Genomic DNA, 19,641 nt, shown 5'->3' with positions numbered 1-19,641 from the left:
CATACCGGCGCCACAGCTGATCACCTGCACCTTATCGCCACGATACCCGGGAGTAGCGTCTGGGCTGTGCGGATGGAAGACGGGGCGCTGGGCGACGCCGCGGCGACCGGTGAGTTCACCGGTGCACCCGACCTCGCCGGAATGCGCAAGGACTACCGCGGCGTCCACGATCTCGACGAATCGTGGCTCGTCGACGGCTGGGAATCGCTGCTGCGCCGCTGGATGCACGACGCCGTGGCGGCATCGGTGGTGGAACCGAATGCGATGGTGCTCGGCACAGTCGACGAGCGGGGATGGCCTGCCACCCGAACGGTGTTGTGCAAGGGCGTGACCGAGGAAGGCATCACTTTCTACACTAACTACGACTCGGACAAGGCACGCCAGCTCGCTGCGACTCCGCACGCTTCGGCAACGTTCACCTGGCCGCTGATCGGGCGTCAGGTGACACTGCGCGGCGTCGTGCGCAAGGTGTCCGTCGAGCAGACCGCCGAGTACTGGGGCACTCGTCCGCGCGGATCGCAACTCGGTGCCTGGGCATCGCAGCAATCGCGGCCCGCGGGTGGGCGAGACGACCTGGAACGCGCGCTCGCCCAGGTGAGCGCACGGTTCGGTGACGGGCCGGTGCCGGTTCCCCCGAACTGGGGTGGCTATCTGCTGCGACCGGGCAGTGTCGAGTTCTGGCAGGGCCGCGCGAACCGGATGCACAACCGGATCCGCACCACGATGGACGCGACCGGCCGGTGGTCCGCCGTCCGGCTGCAACCGTGAGCCTGCTCGCCGACACCACACCGCTACGCAATCCGGATTTTCGCCGGTTGTGGCTGTCGTCGGTCGTCACGGTCATCGGTGCGCAGCTGTCCATCGTCGCGGTGCCGCAACAGATTTTCGAGATCACCCGCAGTTCCGGGTTCGTCGGCCTGGCCGGGGCATTCGCGCTGGTGCCGCTGATCGTGTTCGGTCTCTGGGGCGGCGCGCTGGCGGACGTGATGGACCGCCGCGTCCTGATGCTGATCACCAGTTTCGGGCTCGGACTGACCTCACTGGCCTTCTGGATACAGGCGGCGCTCGGCGTCGACAACGTGTGGCTGGTGCTGGTGTTGCTCGCCGCGCAGCAAGCGTGCTTCGCGGTCAATCAGCCGACGCGCAGTGCGATCCTGCCGCGGATTTTGCCCGGTCACGAACTGCCCGCCGCGAACTCGCTGAACATGACGCTCGTGCAGTTCGGCGCCATCGTCGGGCCGGTGCTCGCCGGCGTGCTCATCCCGGTGATCGGCCTGTCGACGCTGTATTTGATCGACACGATTGCGCTGCTCGCTACGCTGTGGGTTGCCTACCGGCTGCCCGCAGTGCCGCCCACGGGGGCCTCGCGCCGGGCAGGATGGAAGGAAGTGGCCGAGGGTTTCGCCTACCTCGCGACCCAGCGCGTGCTGCTCGCCTCGTTCGTGGTCGACATCATCGCGATGGTGTTCGGAATGCCGCGAGCGCTGTTCCCGCAGATCGCGCACGAGACGTTCGGCGACCCCGTCGAGGGCGGACTGGCGCTAGGTCTGCTGTACGCCGCGATGTCGGCCGGCGCGGTCTTCGGCGGGGTGTTCTCCGGGTGGCTGCCGCGGATCCGGCGCCAGGGCCTCGCGGTGATCGTGTGCATCGTGGCGTGGGGTGTCGCGATGACCGGTTTCGGTGTGGCAGTCGGGCTGTCGAGTCCGGACGGGTCGAACACGGGGCTGTGGATCGCGCTGGCGTTCCTGGCGTTCGGCGGCGCAGCGGACATGGTTTCCGCGGCGTTCCGCTCGACGATGCTGCAGGAGGTCGCCACCGACGAGCATCGCGGCCGGTTGCAGGGAGTGTTCATCGTGGTCGTCGCGGGCGGGCCGCGGATCGGCGATGTCCTGCACGGTGTTGCTGCGGCGAGCCTCGGCACAGCCGTCGCCGCGGCGGGCGGTGGTGTGCTCACGGTGATCGGCGTGCTGATCGCCGCCGCGGCCATCCCCGCGTTCGTGCGCTACCGCGTCGCACGGCCGCGGTCGCGAGGATGACCGCGTCACATCAGATTCGGCCCAGCAACTCGGCCTTCTTGGTGGCGAATTCCTCGTCGGAGAGGATGCCGCGCTGGTGCAGCCCGGCAAGCGACTCGATCGCCGCGAAGATCGCGTCGCTGTCCCCGGAGGGCCCAGAGCCGGACGGAGCCGAAGCGTACGGAGAGTAGTTCTGCTCGGCGGGCGCATAGTTCTGCTCGGCGGGCGCGTAGTTCTGCTCGGCGGGAGCGAAGTTCGACTGGGGAGCGTAGTCGGGCTCGGGTGCCGCGACGGGGGTGTCGGAGACCTGTTGCGAGGTCAGCTCGGTCAGGCTCGAAATATCGAAAGTGCCGAACTGGCTGCTGAACGACAGTGTGCCGTACGCGCCGCCCTGCTGTTGCTGCACACCGCCGATCTGATGGTTACCCGTGTCGAAAACCCTTGTTACGCCGTTGGTCTGAATGGCGAGACGGCGGGTTCCGGGGAACACGGCGTAGCGCGAATCGTTCTGGCCGCCGGTCGAACTCGGTACGCCGAGGTCGGCGGGCCACCAGTTCCCTGCGGTGAAGCCACCGAAATTGCCGGAGGACGCCGGCGGGAACACCGTTGTGGTGGCAAGCAACCCGGACAGTTCGGCGCACAACGAGTCGACTCGCGCTTTGAGCGCGTTGTCGAACATGTTGCCGACCATTGTCATCCCGCCCTGCATCCACTGGCCGGAGCCGCCAAGTTCGGGAATGGAGAACTGCGCCATTGTGCCGCCACCCGAATTGACGGCGTAGAGCATGGCGAGCACCGCTTCCTGGGAGATACCGTGGCGCTGCGCAATGTCGGAGATGGCCCGTTCGGCCTCGGGAGTGACCGTGGCGGTCATATAAGTGTCCTTCGTAGTTGGAGTCGCTATCAGACTACGCAGCGAGACCGTCGCGGTCATCTGGGATAACCGCTGCTGACGGCTCCGGCGATGCGCGCCGTCCGCGGTTGCTGTTTCGCCCGCGATTACCCGGCGCGGACCGGCGGGTCGGGGCAGACTGTGCTCATGACTGAGCAGGTCGACACTGCGTCGGGCGTGCGGACTTACCGGATCGAGGGCGGTCCCTACCGCGCGGAGGTGGTCTCCACCGGGGCGGCGCTGCGAATGCTCGAATGCATGATGGACGACGGCGACCCGGCCGCGCTGACCGAATCGTGGACCGCAGGCGAGAAACCGCCGCTGTCCGCGGGGCTCGTCCTCGCGCCGTGGCCGAACCGCATCCGCGACGGCAGCTTTGTCTTCGAAGGCGAAGCCCACCACCTCGAAATCACCGAACCGGCGCGGCACAACGCGATTCACGGGCTGGTGCGCAGGCGGGAATGGCAGCTCGAAAGCCACACCGACAATGCGGTCACCCAGTCCATCGAGGTTGGCCGGACCGCCGGCTGGACCTACCCGATTCACCTCACAGTCACCCACGAACTCACCGACAACGGGCTGTCCGTCACGCACACCGCAACCAACATCGGCGATACGCACGCACCGTTCGGGCTGGGCGTGCACGCTTTCCTGCGGGCCGGCGACGCAGCACTGGACGAATGCACATTCCTCGTTCCGGCCACCGTGCGACTACCGCTGGATTCGCAGCGGAGCCTCCCCGCGGGGATTTCGGAGCCCGTGCGCGGAACCGACCTCGATTTCCGCGAGGCCCGTGCGCTTGCCGGGATCGGCCTCGACGTCCCGTTGGGTGGACTGGTGCCGGACGCGGACGGTCTGGCGCGCAGCGTGCTGAGCGCGCCGGACGGCACAGTGGCCGCGCTGTGGACGGATTCCGCATTCCGCTGGGTGCAGGTATTCATCGCCGATCCGGCCAACGACCAGGCCTATCCGGGTCGGGGACGGGCGCTTGCGGTGGAGCCGATGACCTGTCCGCCGGACGCGTTCAACACCGGTATCGACCTGATCGTGCTCGACCCCGGGCAGACCTGGACCGGTCGCTGGGGGATCCAGGCGCTGTAGCCGCGTTTCCGACCTCGTGGTCGGGATCACAGCGAGGTTCGCAAGCGACCCCTCCCCGGGCGTCGCAGAGATAAAACGACTAGCGTTTGAAAGGACTGCACTTGCGCCGATCGCGTACGTGACCACAGTTCGAGCCTGAGAGGGATTAACCCGTGCCCGCTGAGAACACCAATCCAACACTCGCCTATCAGGGCGGCGAGTACGAGCTGTCGGTTGCCAAGGCCACCGAGGGTAACGACGGTCTCAACCTCGGCAAGCTGCTGGCGGATACCGGCTACACCACTTACGATCCCGGTTTCGTCAACACCGCGGCCACCAAGTCGGCGATCACGTTCATCGACGGCGAAAAGGGCATCCTGCGTTACCGCGGTTACCCGATCGAGCAGCTCGCGGAGAATTCGAGCTTCCTCGAGGTCAGCTACCTGCTCATCTACGGTGAGCTGCCCTCGGCGACCGAACTGGAGACGTTCACCAACAAGATCCGCAGGCATACCCTGCTGCACGAGGATCTGAAGCGCTTCTTCGACGGTTTCCCGCGAAACGCGCACCCGATGCCCGTGCTGTCGAGCGCGGTCAACGCCCTCTCTGCGTATTACCAGGATTCGCTCGATCCCAAGGACGACGACCAGGTCGAACTGTCCACCATCCGCCTGCTCGCGAAGCTGCCCACGATCGCGGCCTACGCGTACAAGAAGTCCGTCGGCCAGCCATTCCTCTACCCGGACAATTCGCTCAGCCTGGTCGAGAACTTCCTGCGGATGACGTTCGGTTTCCCGGCCGAGCCGTACGAGGTCGATCCGGAAATCGCCAACGCGCTCGACATGCTGCTGATCCTGCACGCCGACCACGAGCAGAACTGCTCGACATCGACGGTGCGGCTGGTCGGCTCGTCCGAGGCGAACCTGTTCACCTCCGTCTCCGGCGGCATCAACGCACTCTGGGGCCCGCTGCACGGTGGCGCGAACCAGGCCGTGCTCGAGATGCTCGACAAGATCAAGGACGGCAACGGCGACGCCAAGGACTTCATCCGCGGGGTGAAGAACAAGGAAGCCGGCGTCAAGCTGATGGGCTTCGGGCACCGCGTCTACCGCAACTACGACCCGCGCGCGGCGATCGTGAAGAAGACCGCGGACACGATCCTGTCCAAGCTCGGCGGCGACGACGAGCTGCTCGACATCGCGAAGACGCTCGAGGAAGCAGCGCTCACCGACGATTACTTCATCGAGCGCAAGCTGTACCCGAACGTGGACTTCTATACCGGCGTGATCTACCGTGCGATGGGCTTCCCGACCCGCATGTTCACGGTGCTGTTCGCCATGGGCCGGCTGCCGGGCTGGATCGCGCACTGGCGCGAGATGCACGACGAGCCGGGCGGCAAGATCGGGCGGCCGCGACAGATCTACACGGGTTACGGCGAGCGGGACTACAAGTCGCTGGATAACCGCTGAACCGAACCGACTCGAGGAGTATTTCGATGACGAAGCCGGAAATCGAGTTCCAGGAGGGCCCGGCGCCCACGGACCTGGTGATCAAGGACCTGGTCGAGGGTGATGGCACCGAGGCTGTGCCGGGCGGCACCGTAGAGGTGCACTACGTGGGTGTCGAATACGACACCGGCGAGGAGTTCGACTCCTCCTGGAGCCGCGGCGAATCGATCGAGTTTCCGCTGCGCGGCCTGATCAAGGGTTGGCAGGACGGCATTCCCGGCATGAAGGTGGGCGGCCGTCGGCAGCTCACCATCCCGCCGGAACTGGCCTACGGCCCGGCCGGCACCGGACACCGCCTGTCCGGCCGGACGCTCGTTTTCGTCATCGACCTGCTCGACGCCAAGTAGGGCCCTTCGCTATTCGCCGCGTTCGCGTTGCCGCTTGCGGCGCTTGCCCTCGTGCATTGCCTGGACCCGGGCGACGGGGATCGTGTGCCCCTCGGCGAGCAGGTCCGCGGGCAGCGTCTGCGGCGCGGGCAGTTGCTCGGCCCATGGGTCGCGCTCACCCAGCGCGGCAGTGGCGGTGCGAATGGTGAAGTCGGACGGCGTGATTGCGTCGAGATCGGCCCAACTCACCGGAAACGACACGGGGACGCCGGGTCGCACGCGCGGGCTGTAGGCGGCGACCACGGTCGCGCCACCCGCGCGGGTCGAGTCGATGAAGACCTTGCCGTGCCGATCGTCCTTGACGAATGCCGTTGTCGCCAGAGCCGGGTCGAGTCGCTCTGCCCGCGCCGCGAGGGCGCGGGTCGCGGCCGCGGCGTCCTCGATGGAGTGCTCGGTGGTGATCGGCACGATCACGTGAATACCCTTCGCGCCACTGGTTTTCACTGCGCCCACGAGCCCGCTGTCGGTCAACGCGCGCCGCGCGAGCTGCGCCGCCCCCACCGCAAGCGCGAACTCGTCGTTGCCCGCCGGTGGATCGATGTCGAGCACCAGATGGGTGACCCGATCCGGGCGATCGACGCGCGTCAGCGTCGGGTGATACTCGACGGACCGCTGGTTGGCGAACCACAGCAGGGTTTTCCGGTCGTCGCACAGCGCGTAGGACACCTCGCGTTTGGACGCCGCCGCCCGAATCGGCACCGTCCGCACCCAAACCGGGGTGTACTTCGGCACGTTCTTCTGCATGAACGGTGCCTGTCCGGGCCGGACCCTGATCACCGAGAGCGGCCGCTCGCGCAGCTCGCCGATGATCCGGTCCGCGACCGCGTCGAGGTAGTCGACCAGGTCGCGTTTGGTCGCGTCCGCACCGTCGAACAGTGGTTGATCGAGGTGCGTGAGCGCGACGCCGGCCCGGCTCTCGCTTTCGTCGGCCATGGGTCCAACTTAGGCCGCACGCGCACCGGGCCAGGGTGATATCTCACGGCGCGAGTTGGAAGTCCGCGAAGTCGAAGCCAGGAATCACCACGCAACTCACCAGGCTCGCCTCGTCGCCGGCCGCGCGAGCGCGCTGCCAGTGCCCGGGTTCGACGACGATCTGCGGACTGTCCGGGCCGAGGAGCACGGTTGTCGGGTCGGTGGGCTCCACGCCGGGCGCGGCGAGTCCGAGTTCGACCGGGCTACCGCGGTGATACAGCCAGATCTCCGCGCCGCGCACGGTGTGCCAGGCGGACTGCTCGCCCGGCGGCAGCAGAAAAAGGATCGCGGTGCCCGCCGCCCGCTCGCCGATATACCCGGGCAGCGCCGTCTGGGGCAGCACGAGATCGCTGCGCCAGGTCTCGCGGTACCAGCCGCCCTCGGGATGCGGAGTGAGGTCGAATGCCTGCGCCCACTCGGGTAGTTGCGCCACTCGTCCACGGTAGGCGCTTGCACAGCCTCAATTCCGCGCCGACCATTCCTGGGATTCCACACCGGACACCGGCACCCGCAATCCGTCGAGCACGCGTGCGTACATCGTGGCCTTGATCTGGCCGAGTGAATCGCCACGCGTGCCGCTCAACGAGGATGCGCGTTCGATGGCCCGGTCCAGAAGGTCGTCCTGCTCGGCGATCTCGTCGACGAGTCCCAGATCGATTGCTTGGGCGCCACCGTATCGGCGGCCCGTGGTGAGCGCTTCGTGAAATGCCTTCGACGGTAGCCGTGCCCCCACCATGTCCACCGTGCCCGGACTGTATGCGGCGCCGATGTTGACTCCGGGGAAGCACAGATACCCGCGGTCGCGCCGCATGATCCGGTAGTCGTGCGTCATCACCCAGAAGGCAGCCGCGCCGAACGTGTGCCCCTGTATGGCCGCGATCGTCTGCATCGGCAGGCTCAACACGCGGGCGTACAACTCCTGCAGACCGTCGATAAAGGAATTGACCCGGTCGAGATTGTCCATGCCCCAGGACAGATCGGCGCCGGTCGAGTAGTACTTACCGGTGGCCGTGGTGACCAGCGCCGCCGGACCGGTCGACGCCGCCACCTCGTCGAGGAGATCCGCGACCTCGCTCACCCACTGCGGGTTGAATCGGTTCTCGGAATCGCGCTGCCCCTCGGATCCGAGATACAGCACGAACACCTCGTCGTGACGTTCGAGATAAGGCATCCGGTCAGGTTATCGGCGCTCGCCCGCCGATTCGGCCGTTTCGGCGACCCGGATCATCACATCGCCGCCCACGCATCCGGCTGCGAACCATCGAGGTCGGTGAACCCGTAAGCACGCGCGAGATCGGCGGCGGTGACCGAACGCTGATTCCACCGCGCCCGGTCGGGTTCGACCGCGAGCGCGGCGATGCCGCGACCGATGAACCGGGGAGATTCGGACGCCGCGAACCCTGGTGGCGCGCTGGGCAGACCATCGGCGCGATCGGGCACGAGCGCATCGCGCCAGTTAGCTTCGCCAACGCCGAACGCGTCGAGCATCATCTCCGACCGCAGCCAACCCGGTGTCACGGCGACCGCGGTGGCGGAATGCGGGCGCAGTTCGTGTCCGTGCGCGTACGCGAGGCGGTTGACCGCGTTCTTGACCAGGTCGTAGTAGACCGAAATCCGATAGTGCCCCGCGTTGTAGGCCGCGGTGCCGTCGGTGACCTCGACCAGCAGTCCGCCGGGACGTTCGATCAGCAGTGGCAGCAAGTAATGCGACGTGATGAGGTGGGTGTCGAGACCGAGCCGGAGAATGCGCAGACCGTCCTCGAGGTCCAGCTCCCAGATCGGCGTATCCCATTGCGCGGGGCCACCTTTGAGGACCTCCGCACCCCAGATGTCGTTGACCAGGACATCGACTGCGCCGTGCTCGCGCCGGACGCGGTCGGCGAGGGCGCCCACCTGTGCGGGATCGAGATGGTCGACCCGGGCCGCGACCCCGATGCCACCGAGCCTGCTCACCAGTTCCGCGGTTTCCTCGATGGTCTCCGGGCGGTCGTAGTCGGAGCCACCTGGGCTGTACGGACCTGGGCCGTGCACGCTGCTACGGCCGGTGCAGATGACCGTCGCACCGGCCTCACCGAGGCCGGCAGCGATCCCGCGGCCCGCGCCGCGGGTCGCGCCGGCCACCACCGCCACCTTCCCGCGCAGTGCGGCGGACCCAAGCGGTGGCGTCACGGGTCAGAAGTTGTGGCAGGTGTCGGCGATCTGCTGCGAGATCTGCTCGAACTCCGTGTAGCGCTGATCGTTGGTGATTTCTGCCGCGAGTCCGGGATTGTTGTCCAGATATCGCTGCGCTTCGGCGGCGCGATCCGCGGGCGCACGGTCGTAGACGCGTTGCAGGTCGGCCTTCGCCCGCGGGTACATGTCCAGTTGCGCCGCGAGTCGCGGTGAAGCGACGTGTGCCGCGGCGTCCACCTGCCCGAACGAACACGTGCTGTCCAGCAGCGGGTTGTCCAGCGGTCCCGCGGTGGCGGTACCGGAGGACAGGAACGCCCCGGTCGCGACGACGGCGCCGGCGATCAGGCCACTTCGCATGAGCCGGCTACGGGTTCGGGTGTTCCGCATGGTCTTCCTCCTCGAATGCGCGTGGTTCGGCACCGGGATACCCAGCCTCAGGAGCCGCGAATCTGTTCCGACAGCTGATCGAGGACGGCCGGATCCTCGATGGTGGACGGGATCGGGTAATCCTCGCCGTCCACGATCTGCCGCATCGTCTTGCGCAGAATCTTGCCCGAGCGGGTCTTCGGCAGTGCCGGGACGATAGTGACGTCGCGGAATGTCGCGACCGCGCCGATCTCCGCGCGCACCCGCTCGACGAGTTCGTCGCGCAGCCGCTCCGGCTCGATCTCGATTCCGGCCTTGAGCACGACATACCCGCTCGGCCGCTGCCCCTTGATCTCGTCGGCGATGCCGATCACGGCGCACTCGGCGACCGCTGGGTGCCCGGCGAGCACCGCCTCCATGCCGCCGGTGGACAGGCGGTGACCGGCGACATTGATGACGTCGTCGGAACGGCCGAGCACGAACACATAGCCGTCGGTATCGACGAATCCCGTGTCGCCGGAGAGGTAGTAGCCGGGGAAAGCGGTCAGATACGAGCGCACCAGCCGGTCCTCGTCGCCCCACAGCCCGGACAGGGTGCCCGGCGGCAACGGCAGTTCGAGCACGATGTTGCCTTCGGTGCCGGGCGGCACCTTTGCGCCGGTCGGGTCGAGGATGGCGAGCCGATAGCCGGGAACCGGGACCGAGGGCGAGCCCGGCTTGATCGGCAGCGCCTGCAGACCGCGCGGGTTGGCACAGATCGGCCAGCCGGTCTCGGTCTGCCACCAATGGTCGACCACTGGACACCCGAGCACCTGTGAGGCCCATTCGTAGGTGTCCGGGTCGAGCCGCTCGCCCGCCACGAACAGCGTCTCCATCAGCGAAACGTCGTATTTGCGCAGCTCACGCGCGGCCGGGTCCACCTTTTTGATGGCCCGCAACGCCGTCGGTGCGGTGAACAAGGCCTTCACCGCGTGCTCCTCGACGATCCGCCAGAACGCGCCGGCGTCCGGTGTACCCACCGGCTTGCCCTCGTAGAGCACCGTGGTCGCGCCGACGAGCAGTGGCGCGTAAACGATGTAGGAGTGCCCGACGACCCAGCCGACGTCGGACGCCGCCCACATCACCTCGCCGGGCCCGACGTTGTAGACATTGCGCATCGACCAGGCCAGCGCCACCGCGTGCCCGCCGTTGTCGCGCACGACGCCCTTGGGTTTGCCGGTGGTGCCCGAGGTGTAGAGCACGTACAGGGGATCGGTGGCCGCAACGGACACCGGCTCGGCGGGCTCGGCGTCGACCATCGCCTCGTCCCAGTCCCGCCACGGAATATCGGGCCCGCTGTGATCGGCTGCCGAGCCCGGTACCTGGGCGCGGCGCTTGACGATCACAGCCCTGGTCGCGGTCGACTCGGCGAGTTCGAGGGCGTTCGCCACGATCGGGAGGTAGGCGATCGTCCGGCCGGGTTCGAGCCCGCCGGAGGCGGTGATCACCAGCACCGGTTGGGCGTCATCGATCCGGCTGGCGAGTTCCTTGGCCGCGAACCCGCCGAACACCACCGAGTGCACCGCGCCGATCCGCGCGCAGGCGAGCATCGCGATCACGGCCTCGGGGATCATCGGCAGGTAGATGACGACGCGGTCGCCGGTCTGCACGCCGTAGGCGAGCAGCACGCCCGCAAACGTTGCGACCTCGTCGAGCAGTTGGTCGTAGGTGTAGGTGCGTTGGAGCCCGACCATCGCCGAGTCGTAGATCAGTGCGGTGCGCTCGCCGTGCCCGTCGGCGACGTGCCGGTCGAGGGCGTTGACGCAGGTGTTGAGCCGGCCGTCGGGAAACCACCGCGCAACCGGCGTGGCCGCGGAGTCGAGCGCCCGCTTCGGCGCAACGTCCCAGGCGATCGCCTCGGCGGCGGCGAGCCAGAACTGTTCGGGCTCATCGAGACTGGCGCGATAGGCCTCGGCGTACGGCCCTCTCGACTGCAGCGGTCTGCTCACGATGGTCCCCTCATTGATGTGGTAGTGATCACACTAGTGTGCCGGTGGCTACGCTCGGTTCGTGACAGCTTCCGCCCAGCGTGTTTCCGCCCGCGACCTGCTGGCGAGCCTGCTCGACCCGGGCAGCTTCGTCGGCTGGGATGCCCCGCCGATCGATCTCGACCCCGACGACGACTATCGCGCCGACCTCGACCGGGCGGCGGCGCGCGCGGGCACGGACGAAGCTGTGCTCACGGGGGAGGGACTACTGCGCGGGCGGCGCGTCGCGGTGCTCGCCTGTGAGTTCGGCTTCCTCGGCGGGTCGATCGGGGTAGCGGCGGCCGAACGGATCGTGACGGCGATCGAGCGCGCGACGACCGAAGGACTGCCGCTGGTCGCAACGCCGACCTCGGGCGGCACTCGGATGCAGGAGGGCACCGTCGCGTTCGTGCAGATGGTGAAGATCGCCGCGGCGGTGGCCGCGCACAAGGCGGCGCGCCTGCCCTACCTGGTCTACCTGCGCAATCCGACGATGGGTGGCGTGTTCGCGTCCTGGGGATCGCTCGGGCACCTGACGTTCGCCGAACCGGGCGCGCTGATCGGTTTCCTCGGGCCGCGGGTGTACGAGGCGCTGTACGGGCAGCCGTTCCCGGAGAACGTGCAGACGGCGGAAAACCTGTACCACAACGGTGTGATCGATGGTGTGCTGGCGCTCGCGCAGTTCCGGTTGCTTGCGCACCGCGCGCTGGTGGTGATGACCGGCGAGACGGCACAGCGCCCGATCGCGGATCCCGCGGCGGGCGCGGTACCCACCGACGACCCGGCGTGGGATGCGGTGCTGGCCTCGCGTCGGCCCGACCGGCCCGGTATCCGGGCGATCCTGCGGCACGCCACCGAGCGGGTGCCGCTGAGCGGCACCGGTCAGGGTGAGGCCGACCGAACGGTCCTGCACGCGCTCGCCCGGCTGCGCGGACGGCCGTGCGTGCTGTTCGGGCACGACCGTGACACGCACGCTGCCGACCCGGCCATGGGTCCGGCGGCGCTGCGGGAGGCTCGGCGAAGCATGAAACTCGCCGAGGAACTGGGGCTGCCGCTGGTCTTGGTGATCGATACCGCAGGTGCGTCGCTGTCACCCGAGGCGGAGGAAAGTGGGCTCGCCCCCGAGATTGCCCGCTGCATCGCCGATCTGGTCACGCTGGACACCCCGACGGTTGCGGTGCTGCTCGGGCAGGGCACCGGCGGTGGCGCGCTGGCGTTGCTGCCGGCCGACCGGGTGATCGCGGCGCAGCATGCCTGGCTGGCGCCGCTGCCGCCGGAGGGCGCGAGCGCGATCGTCTATCGCGACACCGACCATGCCCCAATGCTGGCCGCGAAGCAGCGCATCCGGGCAATGGACCTGCTCGCCGACGGCGTGGTGGATGGCGTGGTGCCGGAATACCCCGATGCCGCGGCGGAGCCGGTCGACTTCGCGCTGCGCGTCGTCGCGGCCATTGCCGCCGAAATCGACGGGCTCGCGGAAATGACTGCTGCGCAGCGGATCCAACGCCGGTCGCAGCGCTATCGGCGGCTCGGGCTGCCGCGGTAGCCGCGCGGCCTTTGGCGAAATCGAGCGACTTCAGCCATCGAGCAACTCCAGGTCCGCCTTGGTGACCAGGCGGGTGGACAGCGCGAACTCGACCAGCCGCACCCGCCTGTTCGACGCCAACTTGCCTGGGCCGCCGCGCAATCCGCTCACGCCGATTTGGGCGAACCGGTCGCAGATATTGTCGAGTTTGCGGTTGAACGTCGTCAGCGGCCAACCGAGGCGGGCTGCCGCGGCGCGTGAGCCGGGTATCGCGCCGGTGCTCGTGCCGTCCCGCTGCAGCAACGGTTCGGCGAGTGCCACGATGAGCGAGCGTTGCGTCTCGGTCAGCTGCGGTGGTTGTAGTGTCTGCTCGCCGGCCGGTGGCGTGAGTTCCGAAACGAGTTTGGGCCGCGCCGATTCGATGCACACCGCCAGTTCGTACGTGGTTGGTCCGGCGGTGAACACGACGGCGGCAGAGGAGAACAGCGGCAGTCGGGAGCCCGGCGGGAGGCTGGCCTGTAGCCCGGTGTCCGCGGTGATCACGAGCGCGGGCAACCGGTCGCCCTCGTTGATCAGCCACCAGAACCCGTCGATCGACTGCACGCTCAGGAATCGTCGATGCAGATACGGGTTGTCGTCGATGACGACGTCGGCGTCGCGGCCGATACGCAGCGGGGTCACGGGATCGAGTTCGTAGTGTTCGCCGCAGAACTCCAGGTACGCCTCGCACCGCTGCACGGTTGAACCTCGCTCGTCTCGCCTGTCCCGGTCGCTGCACGGACGCGGGCTGTCACTTGCTATATCGCGGTCCGCCGAGGAAGCGTTTACGGGGAGTTCTGCCCATGTACCAGGGCAGTTCACAGGCCCTACCGTCGCTGCGATCCCATTTCGCTCGACGGCATTGCGAGGCTCCCATGTACATACCAAACTCCCGCGGCGGTAGAGCCGTTGGCCGCGCCCTGCTCGGCGGGGCCGCGCTCGTGCTCATCGTGGGCAGCGCTGCCGCCTGCGGTTCGGACACGACCGGCACCGCCCGACCCGACCCGCTCGACCGCTTCGCGCATCAGCCGCTCATCTGGGGCTCGTGCGCCGACATGGGCGTCCCGGACGGCGATTACACGCGCGCTTTCGAGTGCACACGGGTGACCGTTCCCGTCGACTATGCCAATGCGGACGGCCCGACCGCGTCCATCGCGGTGTCGCGGGTACGTGCGACCGGCGCCAAAGTTGGTTCGCTGCTGGTGAATCCGGGCGGACCGGGTGGGTCCGGGCTGATCATGGCCGGCATCGGCGCGGATAGTGCGATCGGGGAACGCTTCGACGTGATCGGGTTCGACCCGCGCGGCATCGGTGCCTCGACCCCGTCGATCCGCTGCCTGACCGGGGCGGAGTGGGATGCCGAGCGAGCGGATGTCGACGTGGACAAGTCGCCGGCGGGCATCGCGGCCGCCGAACAGGAAAGTAGGGAACTCGCCGCGCGATGCGCCGACCGCACCGGAGCCGAATTCCTGAAGCATGTGGGCACCTACGAGGTCGTCCGGGACATGGACATCATCCGCGCCGCGCTCGGCGAAGAGAAGATGAACTACCTCGGGTACTCCTACGGCACCCGGATCGGCAGCACGTACGCCGAGACCTTCCCGACCCGCGTCCGGGCGATGGTTCTCGACGGTGCACTCGACCCGAACCAGGACTACATCGAGCAGGCAATCGCGCAGTCGGCCGGTTTCCAAAAGGCGTTCGACGCGTTCGTGGCCGAGTGCACCCAATACACCGAATGCCCGCTCGGGACCGATCCCGCCGCGGCCGACGAGCGCTATCAGGCGTTGGTTCGTCCACTCATCGCCACTCCCGTGCCGACCACCGATCCGCGTGGACTCGGGTACAACGACGCCACCACGGGAACCATTGCGGCACTGTACTCTCCGGGCGCATGGCCTACTCTTGCCGCCGGTTTGGAGGAACTGGCGCAGGGACGCGGTGACACGCTGCTCGCGCTCGCGGATCTGTACTCCGACCGGAGCGCGTCGGGCACCTACGGCAACCAGACCGACGCGCAGATCGCGGTCCGTTGCGTCGACGACCCGCGCGTGACCGACCCGGTCGTGCTCGGCCGTGCCGACACCGAGAGCCGCGCGGTGGCGCCGTTCCTCGACGACGGCTTCGGCACGGGCAGGGCTGCACAGGGCATCTGCGCGTTCTGGCCCGCGCCGGTCTCTGCGCCACCGGCACACGCCGTCGACGCGCCCGGACTGCCGAATGTCGTGGTCGTATCGACCACGGGCGATCCGGCCACGCCGCATGAAGCGGGTGTCGCGCTCGCCGATGAACTGCACGGCTCGCTGGTCACCTTCGAGGGCACTCAACACACCGTGGTCGCCGGCGGCACCTCGGCGTGCGTCGACGAAGCGGTCGATGCCTACCTGATCGAGGGCACGGCACCCGCGCCCGGGCTGACCTGCGGACCGGACGCGGCCTAGCGACGTCCGACTGCAGGATCACCGACGACCGACCGCGATCCGAGCGCGAATTGCGCAGTAATGCGCGGTAGACCGGTGCGGCGCTGCAGCGCCGCACCGGTCTTTCCCGCAACGACGCGGGCCGTCAGCGCGGTGACCAGGCTGCGGTCACCGCTCTCGTCGAGGTCGTCGGCGACGCGGTCGAGGAGGGCGGCGACACGCGCCGTGATCGGCACGGGTATCCCGGCGACCGGATCGACTGCCGGACCTGCCACACCATGGCGGGCAGCGCACCACACCGCTGCGCTGCCGATCTGGGCGTCGAAACGGGGGCCTTCCCTGCCTGCCGCGAGGTCGCGCAGCGCCGCGCCAACCAGCCCACGGGTGAGCGCCGCCTGTAGCAGCGCATGGTCGACGTCCAATCCGACGTCCGCTGCGCGTACCTCGATGGTCGGAAAGCGTGGGGAGGGGCGGGCCAACCAGAACGTCTGCCGCTCATCGACCAGGACACCACAGGCCACCAACCGGCCGGTCTGCTCGTCGAACTCGTGCGCGGACCCGAACCACGGTGGCAGCCCCCAGCCGGGGAAGCGCGATTGCTCGACCGCGCGCCAGCTCGCGTAACCGGAGTCGGCGCCGTCGTGGAACGGCGAATTGGCGCTCAATGCAAGCAAAGTCGGCAACCATGGGCGCAGATGGTTCGACACGGCGACGGCGATGTCGCGGTCGGGCACGCCGACATGAACGTGCAGCCCGCAGGCGTCGTAGTCGCGCACCACGCCGGCGTAGCGCTCCAGCACCAGGGCATGCCGGCCGCTGCGGGGCCGGGCGCCGTCATCGGCACGTCGGTGCAGTGGCGATCCGATCGGCAATATGCACAGCCCGCATTCGGCGCCCGCCGTCGCCAGCGCCGCTCGGGCGGCCGCGAGATCGTCGGACAGTTCGGCGAGCGTGGCGCGCGGCGGCGTGGCGGCCTCCACCTGCACCGGCTGCAGTTCCGGTTTCACCTCGGCGGCGGAAAGCGGTGCGATGCAGGCCAGCAGTGTTTGGGCGCGCGGCAGCGGGCGTCCGCTCGAGTCGGCGAGCAGAAACTCTTCCTCGATGCCGACCGTCGGGCCCGGCGCGGTCATGGTCGCGGGGTGCCCGCGCCGCCTGCTGCGAAAACGCGAGCCGGTTTCGAGTGCGCGGGTGCGGGGAACCTATCCGCCACAGCCCCCAGAGTCGAAAAGGTGAAGTACATGTCGACCGATGCCATTGTCCTTCTCAAGGACGACCACAAGGAAATCCGCAAGCTGTTCCGGCAGTTCCGCAACGCCGGCGACGATGCCAATGTCGAGAAGCAGCGCATCGTGGACAAGATCATCGAGCTGCTCACCGTGCACACCTACCTCGAGAACGAATGCATGTACCCGGAGGTCCGCAAACTGGTTCCCGACGTCGAGGACGACATCCTCGAGTCCTACGAGGAGCACCATGTCGCGGACCTGTTGGTCATGGAGCTCGTGGCGATGAAGGCGGGCGACGAGCGTTTCGACGCGAAGACGACGGTGCTCATCGAGAACGTCGAGCACCACATCGAGGAGGAAGAGGAGGAGTGGTTCCCCGACGTGCGGGAGGCACTGGGCCGCAAGCAATTACAGGAAATCGGCCAAAGGATGATCGATCTGAAGGAGAAGGCGCCGCGATCACCCGCCCAGCCGTCCGCGCTGAAGAAGGTGATCGACGCGGTCGTCTCCTGAGCGGACCGCTTATTGCTCCGGTTCGGGTTCGGAGTCGGGAAGCGCCCAGCCGAGAATCATGGTCGGGAGGGTCGTACCGAGCGAGAAGACAGCGAGCATCAGAATCCATCCCCCGTAGGTAAACGATCGACTGGTGTCGCCCCCGACGAGCTGGGTGTATAAGACGAAGAATCCTGGGATAAAGAAGCCCCACTGCAGGACTTGCAGACCCAGGCTGCGCGCTGAATCGCGCTGCGCAAGCTCGAATTCGTCGAGCAGCTCGGCGGGAGCGTCGGCCAGACGGTCTGTGACGATCCCCAACCGACCGTCGATGAGGGCGCTCATGATGAGCGGGTAGGTGACAAGTAGCGCCGTCCACTCGGAGTACGATACGAAGCACGCCACGATACCGAGGATGACCAACAGCACGATCGCCGCGGCGTTGGTGCCCACCAGGATTCGCCGACGCCGCCGAGTTCGCCACTTGGGCAACGAATGTGCCCGCCGTTCGATCTGGGCGGCGTATCTGGCGACGCGGCCGGCGCGGTAGCGCTCGTACCGGCCGGCCCTCGACGGTCTCGTGGTCATCGTGAGTTACCTTCCGATCAGGGCGAGCGGTCAGGGCGCGGAGGTCAATCGACGGCCTTGTCTTCCGGTTCGGGGTCGAGCCTGGTCCAGCCCAGGATCATGCCCGGCGTGCAGCCGCCGATGAGCAGCGTGGTCAGTGTCATCAGCCCGCCGGCGTAGGCCATGGACTCATCGGTGCCGCCGGTGATCACGGCACCGACGATCAGATAGAGCACCGGAATCATGACCAGCCATTGGGTGACGGCCAGCCCGACGGAGCGAGCGGCGTTGCGCTGGGCCACTTCCCATTCGTCGAGCGTGGCGACGGGCGCGTCGCCCTGGCGGCCGATCACTATCTGCAACCCGGTCCACAACGGGAAGAACGCCAGGCATGCGGGCAGCCACAGCAGCGGCGCCCTCTCGACGCCGAACGCGCAGACCACCCCGACCGCGAACATGAACACGAACGTGATCGCCAGTCCGGTCACCAGCATCCGGCGTCGACGGCGAGTTCGCCAGCCGGGCAGCATGGTCGACCATTTTTCCTCCATCGAGAGGAAGCGGCGGGTGCGATAGGCCTGATAGCGTTCGATCGGATTCGCTTGTGGCGATGCGGAAGTCATCGTCCGTCTCCTCCTTCGGCTCGGGTGAGTCCGTCGGTCCTGCCCGCGCCGTACCGGGGATGCAGCGATTCGGCGATTGGGGCGAATTTCGTCCGGGAGAACACCGCCTCCACCGGGAGGCCGAACACCGCACAGATCCGCATGGCCAGGTCCAGGCTCGGATAGTGGTCGCCGCGTTCGAGCGCGCCGACAGTCTGCGTGTTCACCTCGATGAGGGCGGCGAGCTGGGCCCTGGTCATCCCGCGGTCGGTGCGCAGCAGTCCGATCCGATTGTGAATGGGAAGTTTTTCCCCGCGCCTAACTGGACTCACCTATCCAATTGTTGTAAAAACCCAACAGAATGTCAACGATTCATTACTCTCGGCATGAAACTGCAGCCCATGGTGGTTGGCTACCTGCATGGCATTCACAGCAACGAGCGCTGTTCCCACCCTCGCGCTCAACGACGGGCACCGTATTCCGGCGATCGGCCTCGGCGTATGGCAGGTCCCCGACGACCAGGCCTACGACGCCGTCCGCGCCGCGCTCGACGCCGGCTACCGCAGCATCGACACGGCGGCCGCGTACCGCAACGAGCGCGCGGTGGGCCGGGCGGTGCGCGAGTCGGGTGTGCCGCGCGACGAGATCTTCGTGACAACCAAGCTGTGGAACGACGATCAGGGCTACGACTCCGCGCTGCGCGCCTTCGACGCCAGTATGGACCGGCTCGGTCTCGACTATCTCGATCTGTATCTCATTCACTGGCAGGCCGTCGGCCTGGGCAAATACATCGACACCTTCAAGGCGTTCCAGCAGCTGAAGGCCGACGGCCGGGTCGGCTCGATCGGCGTTTCCAACTTCACCGCGCCCACCCTCGACAAGCTCATCGACGCCTGCGGTGAGGTGCCCGCGATCAACCAGATCGAACTGCATCCGCGGCTGATCCAGACCGACATGCGTGCCTTCCACACCAAGCACGGCATCGCCACCGAGGCGTGGAGCCCGCTCGGTTCCGGCCTCGTCCTCGACGACCCGACCATCGGCGCGATCGCCGAGGAGCTCGACCATTCGCCGGCGCAGGTCATCGTCCGCTGGCACATCCAACTCGGCAACGTGGTGATCCCCAAATCGGTGACGCCGGACCGTATCCGCTCGAACCTCGAGGTGTTCGACTTCCAGCTCACCCCCGAACAGATGGCCCTGATCAGCGCCCTCGACGACGGCACCCGCACCGGACCGGACCCGGATACGTTCGGCAGCTGAGTTCGGCGCTTTCGGCAACCGACCTCGGTGTGCTCGTCGCACCCCTCCCGCCGGGCTGTGCTTTGCTCGAAGCGCCGCAACGTCCAAGGTGGGTGGAGGAGCCGATTTGT

21 protein-coding genes are annotated in these 19,641 nt (G+C 67.7%); 9 read left to right on the top strand and 12 right to left on the bottom strand.

Annotation, left to right across the window (positions count from 1 at the left end; translation table 11 throughout):
• Positions 1-141: 141 nt before the first annotated feature.
• Positions 142-768 (top strand): pyridoxamine 5'-phosphate oxidase, encoded by a 627-nt coding sequence (pdxH, locus tag OG921_RS21160; protein ID WP_266114544.1) that lies wholly within the window; start codon positions 142-144, stop codon positions 766-768.
• A complete protein-coding gene (locus tag OG921_RS21155) occupies positions 765-2,036 on the top strand; it encodes an MFS transporter (RefSeq protein ID WP_266114493.1) in 1,272 nt (423 codons plus the stop codon). Before pdxH ends, OG921_RS21155 begins: the two co-directional genes overlap by 4 nt.
• 10 nt (positions 2,037-2,046) lie before the next feature.
• Here OG921_RS21155 and OG921_RS21150 read toward each other — a convergent pair whose 3' ends face one another.
• Positions 2,047-2,889 (bottom strand): SHOCT domain-containing protein, encoded by an 843-nt coding sequence (locus OG921_RS21150; RefSeq protein ID WP_266114492.1) that lies wholly within the window; start codon positions 2,887-2,889, stop codon positions 2,047-2,049.
• Positions 2,890-3,054: 165 nt separating this feature from the next.
• Between OG921_RS21150 and OG921_RS21145 the strand changes: the two genes are divergently transcribed.
• From OG921_RS21145 to OG921_RS21135, 3 genes are all read left to right on the top strand, one after another.
• Positions 3,055-4,008 (top strand): aldose 1-epimerase family protein, encoded by a 954-nt coding sequence (locus OG921_RS21145; RefSeq protein WP_266114491.1) that lies wholly within the window; start codon positions 3,055-3,057, stop codon positions 4,006-4,008.
• Between the two features lie 152 nt (positions 4,009-4,160).
• Positions 4,161-5,456 carry a citrate synthase gene (locus OG921_RS21140; RefSeq protein ID WP_266114490.1) on the top strand — a complete coding sequence of 432 codons (1,296 nt, stop codon included), beginning with the start codon at positions 4,161-4,163 and terminating at the stop codon, positions 5,454-5,456.
• 26 nt (positions 5,457-5,482) lie between these two features.
• Positions 5,483-5,842 (top strand): FKBP-type peptidyl-prolyl cis-trans isomerase, encoded by a 360-nt coding sequence (locus OG921_RS21135; RefSeq protein WP_266114489.1) that lies wholly within the window; start codon positions 5,483-5,485, stop codon positions 5,840-5,842.
• 9 nt (positions 5,843-5,851) lie between these two features.
• Here the strand turns inward: OG921_RS21135 and OG921_RS21130 are convergent, their stop codons facing one another.
• The 6 genes from OG921_RS21130 to OG921_RS21105 are packed head-to-tail and all read right to left on the bottom strand — an operon-like array spanning position 5,852 to position 11,379.
• Positions 5,852-6,814, bottom strand: a complete 963-nt coding sequence (locus OG921_RS21130; protein WP_266114488.1) for a DNA polymerase domain-containing protein — start codon at positions 6,812-6,814, stop codon at positions 5,852-5,854.
• Positions 6,815-6,857: 43 nt separating this feature from the next.
• The gene (locus OG921_RS21125; protein ID WP_266114487.1) at positions 6,858-7,286 is read right to left on the bottom strand and encodes a cupin domain-containing protein; all 429 of its coding nucleotides are present in this window, start codon (positions 7,284-7,286) and stop codon (positions 6,858-6,860) included.
• A gap of 27 nt (positions 7,287-7,313) precedes the next feature.
• Complete coding sequence (locus OG921_RS21120) at positions 7,314-8,024, bottom strand: enoyl-CoA hydratase/isomerase family protein (RefSeq protein WP_266114486.1); 711 nt, start codon at positions 8,022-8,024, stop codon at positions 7,314-7,316.
• 56 nt (positions 8,025-8,080) lie between these two features.
• Positions 8,081-9,022 carry an SDR family oxidoreductase gene (locus OG921_RS21115; RefSeq protein ID WP_266114485.1) on the bottom strand — a complete coding sequence of 314 codons (942 nt, stop codon included), beginning with the start codon at positions 9,020-9,022 and terminating at the stop codon, positions 8,081-8,083.
• Positions 9,023-9,025: 3 nt separating this feature from the next.
• On the bottom strand, positions 9,026-9,412 hold the full coding sequence (locus tag OG921_RS21110; RefSeq protein WP_266114484.1) for a hemophore-related protein: 387 nt from the start codon (positions 9,410-9,412) through the stop codon (positions 9,026-9,028).
• Between the two features lie 47 nt (positions 9,413-9,459).
• Positions 9,460-11,379, bottom strand: a complete 1,920-nt coding sequence (locus OG921_RS21105; RefSeq protein WP_266114483.1) for a propionyl-CoA synthetase — start codon at positions 11,377-11,379, stop codon at positions 9,460-9,462.
• Positions 11,380-11,440: 61 nt separating this feature from the next.
• Here OG921_RS21105 and OG921_RS21100 point away from each other — a divergent pair, with 61 nt between their 5' ends.
• Positions 11,441-12,943, top strand: coding sequence for a carboxyl transferase domain-containing protein (locus tag OG921_RS21100; RefSeq protein ID WP_266114482.1), 1,503 nt, complete (start codon positions 11,441-11,443; stop codon positions 12,941-12,943).
• A 30-nt stretch (positions 12,944-12,973) separates the two neighbouring features.
• Here the strand turns inward: OG921_RS21100 and OG921_RS21095 are convergent, their stop codons facing one another.
• A complete protein-coding gene (locus OG921_RS21095) occupies positions 12,974-13,660 on the bottom strand; it encodes a hypothetical protein (protein WP_266114481.1) in 687 nt (228 codons plus the stop codon).
• A gap of 176 nt (positions 13,661-13,836) precedes the next feature.
• Between OG921_RS21095 and OG921_RS21090 the strand changes: the two genes are divergently transcribed.
• Positions 13,837-15,402, top strand: a complete 1,566-nt coding sequence (locus OG921_RS21090; protein ID WP_266114480.1) for an alpha/beta hydrolase — start codon at positions 13,837-13,839, stop codon at positions 15,400-15,402.
• On the opposite strand, the gene OG921_RS21085 is transcribed toward OG921_RS21090, so the two are convergent.
• Positions 15,399-16,511, bottom strand: coding sequence for a YbdK family carboxylate-amine ligase (locus OG921_RS21085; protein ID WP_266114479.1), 1,113 nt, complete (start codon positions 16,509-16,511; stop codon positions 15,399-15,401). The two genes, OG921_RS21090 and OG921_RS21085, sit on opposite strands and share 4 nt — an antisense overlap.
• Positions 16,512-16,619: 108 nt before the next feature.
• Between OG921_RS21085 and OG921_RS21080 the strand changes: the two genes are divergently transcribed.
• On the top strand, positions 16,620-17,120 hold the full coding sequence (locus OG921_RS21080; protein WP_266114478.1) for a hemerythrin domain-containing protein: 501 nt from the start codon (positions 16,620-16,622) through the stop codon (positions 17,118-17,120).
• Positions 17,121-17,129: 9 nt separating this feature from the next.
• On the opposite strand, the gene OG921_RS21075 is transcribed toward OG921_RS21080, so the two are convergent.
• Genes OG921_RS21075 through OG921_RS21065 form a run of 3 tightly spaced genes read right to left on the bottom strand, consistent with a single transcriptional unit; the run spans position 17,130 to position 18,600 of the window.
• Positions 17,130-17,687, bottom strand: coding sequence for a hypothetical protein (locus tag OG921_RS21075; protein WP_266114477.1), 558 nt, complete (start codon positions 17,685-17,687; stop codon positions 17,130-17,132).
• Positions 17,688-17,731: 44 nt separating this feature from the next.
• Positions 17,732-18,289, bottom strand: coding sequence for a hypothetical protein (locus tag OG921_RS21070; RefSeq protein WP_266114476.1), 558 nt, complete (start codon positions 18,287-18,289; stop codon positions 17,732-17,734).
• Entirely contained in the window at positions 18,286-18,600 is a 315-nt protein-coding gene (locus OG921_RS21065) for a helix-turn-helix transcriptional regulator (RefSeq protein WP_266114475.1), read from the bottom strand. The genes OG921_RS21070 and OG921_RS21065 overlap by 4 nt, the downstream gene beginning before the upstream one ends.
• Before the next feature lie 88 nt (positions 18,601-18,688).
• Between OG921_RS21065 and OG921_RS21060 the strand changes: the two genes are divergently transcribed.
• The gene (locus OG921_RS21060; RefSeq protein ID WP_266114474.1) at positions 18,689-19,531 is read left to right on the top strand and encodes an aldo/keto reductase; all 843 of its coding nucleotides are present in this window, start codon (positions 18,689-18,691) and stop codon (positions 19,529-19,531) included.
• Positions 19,532-19,641 lie beyond the last annotated feature (110 nt).

It is taken from the genome of Aldersonia sp. NBC_00410, from assembly GCF_026342035.1.
GTDB lineage: Bacteria > Actinomycetota > Actinomycetes > Mycobacteriales > Mycobacteriaceae > Aldersonia.
This window is presented reverse-complemented; position numbering and strand designations above follow the sequence as displayed.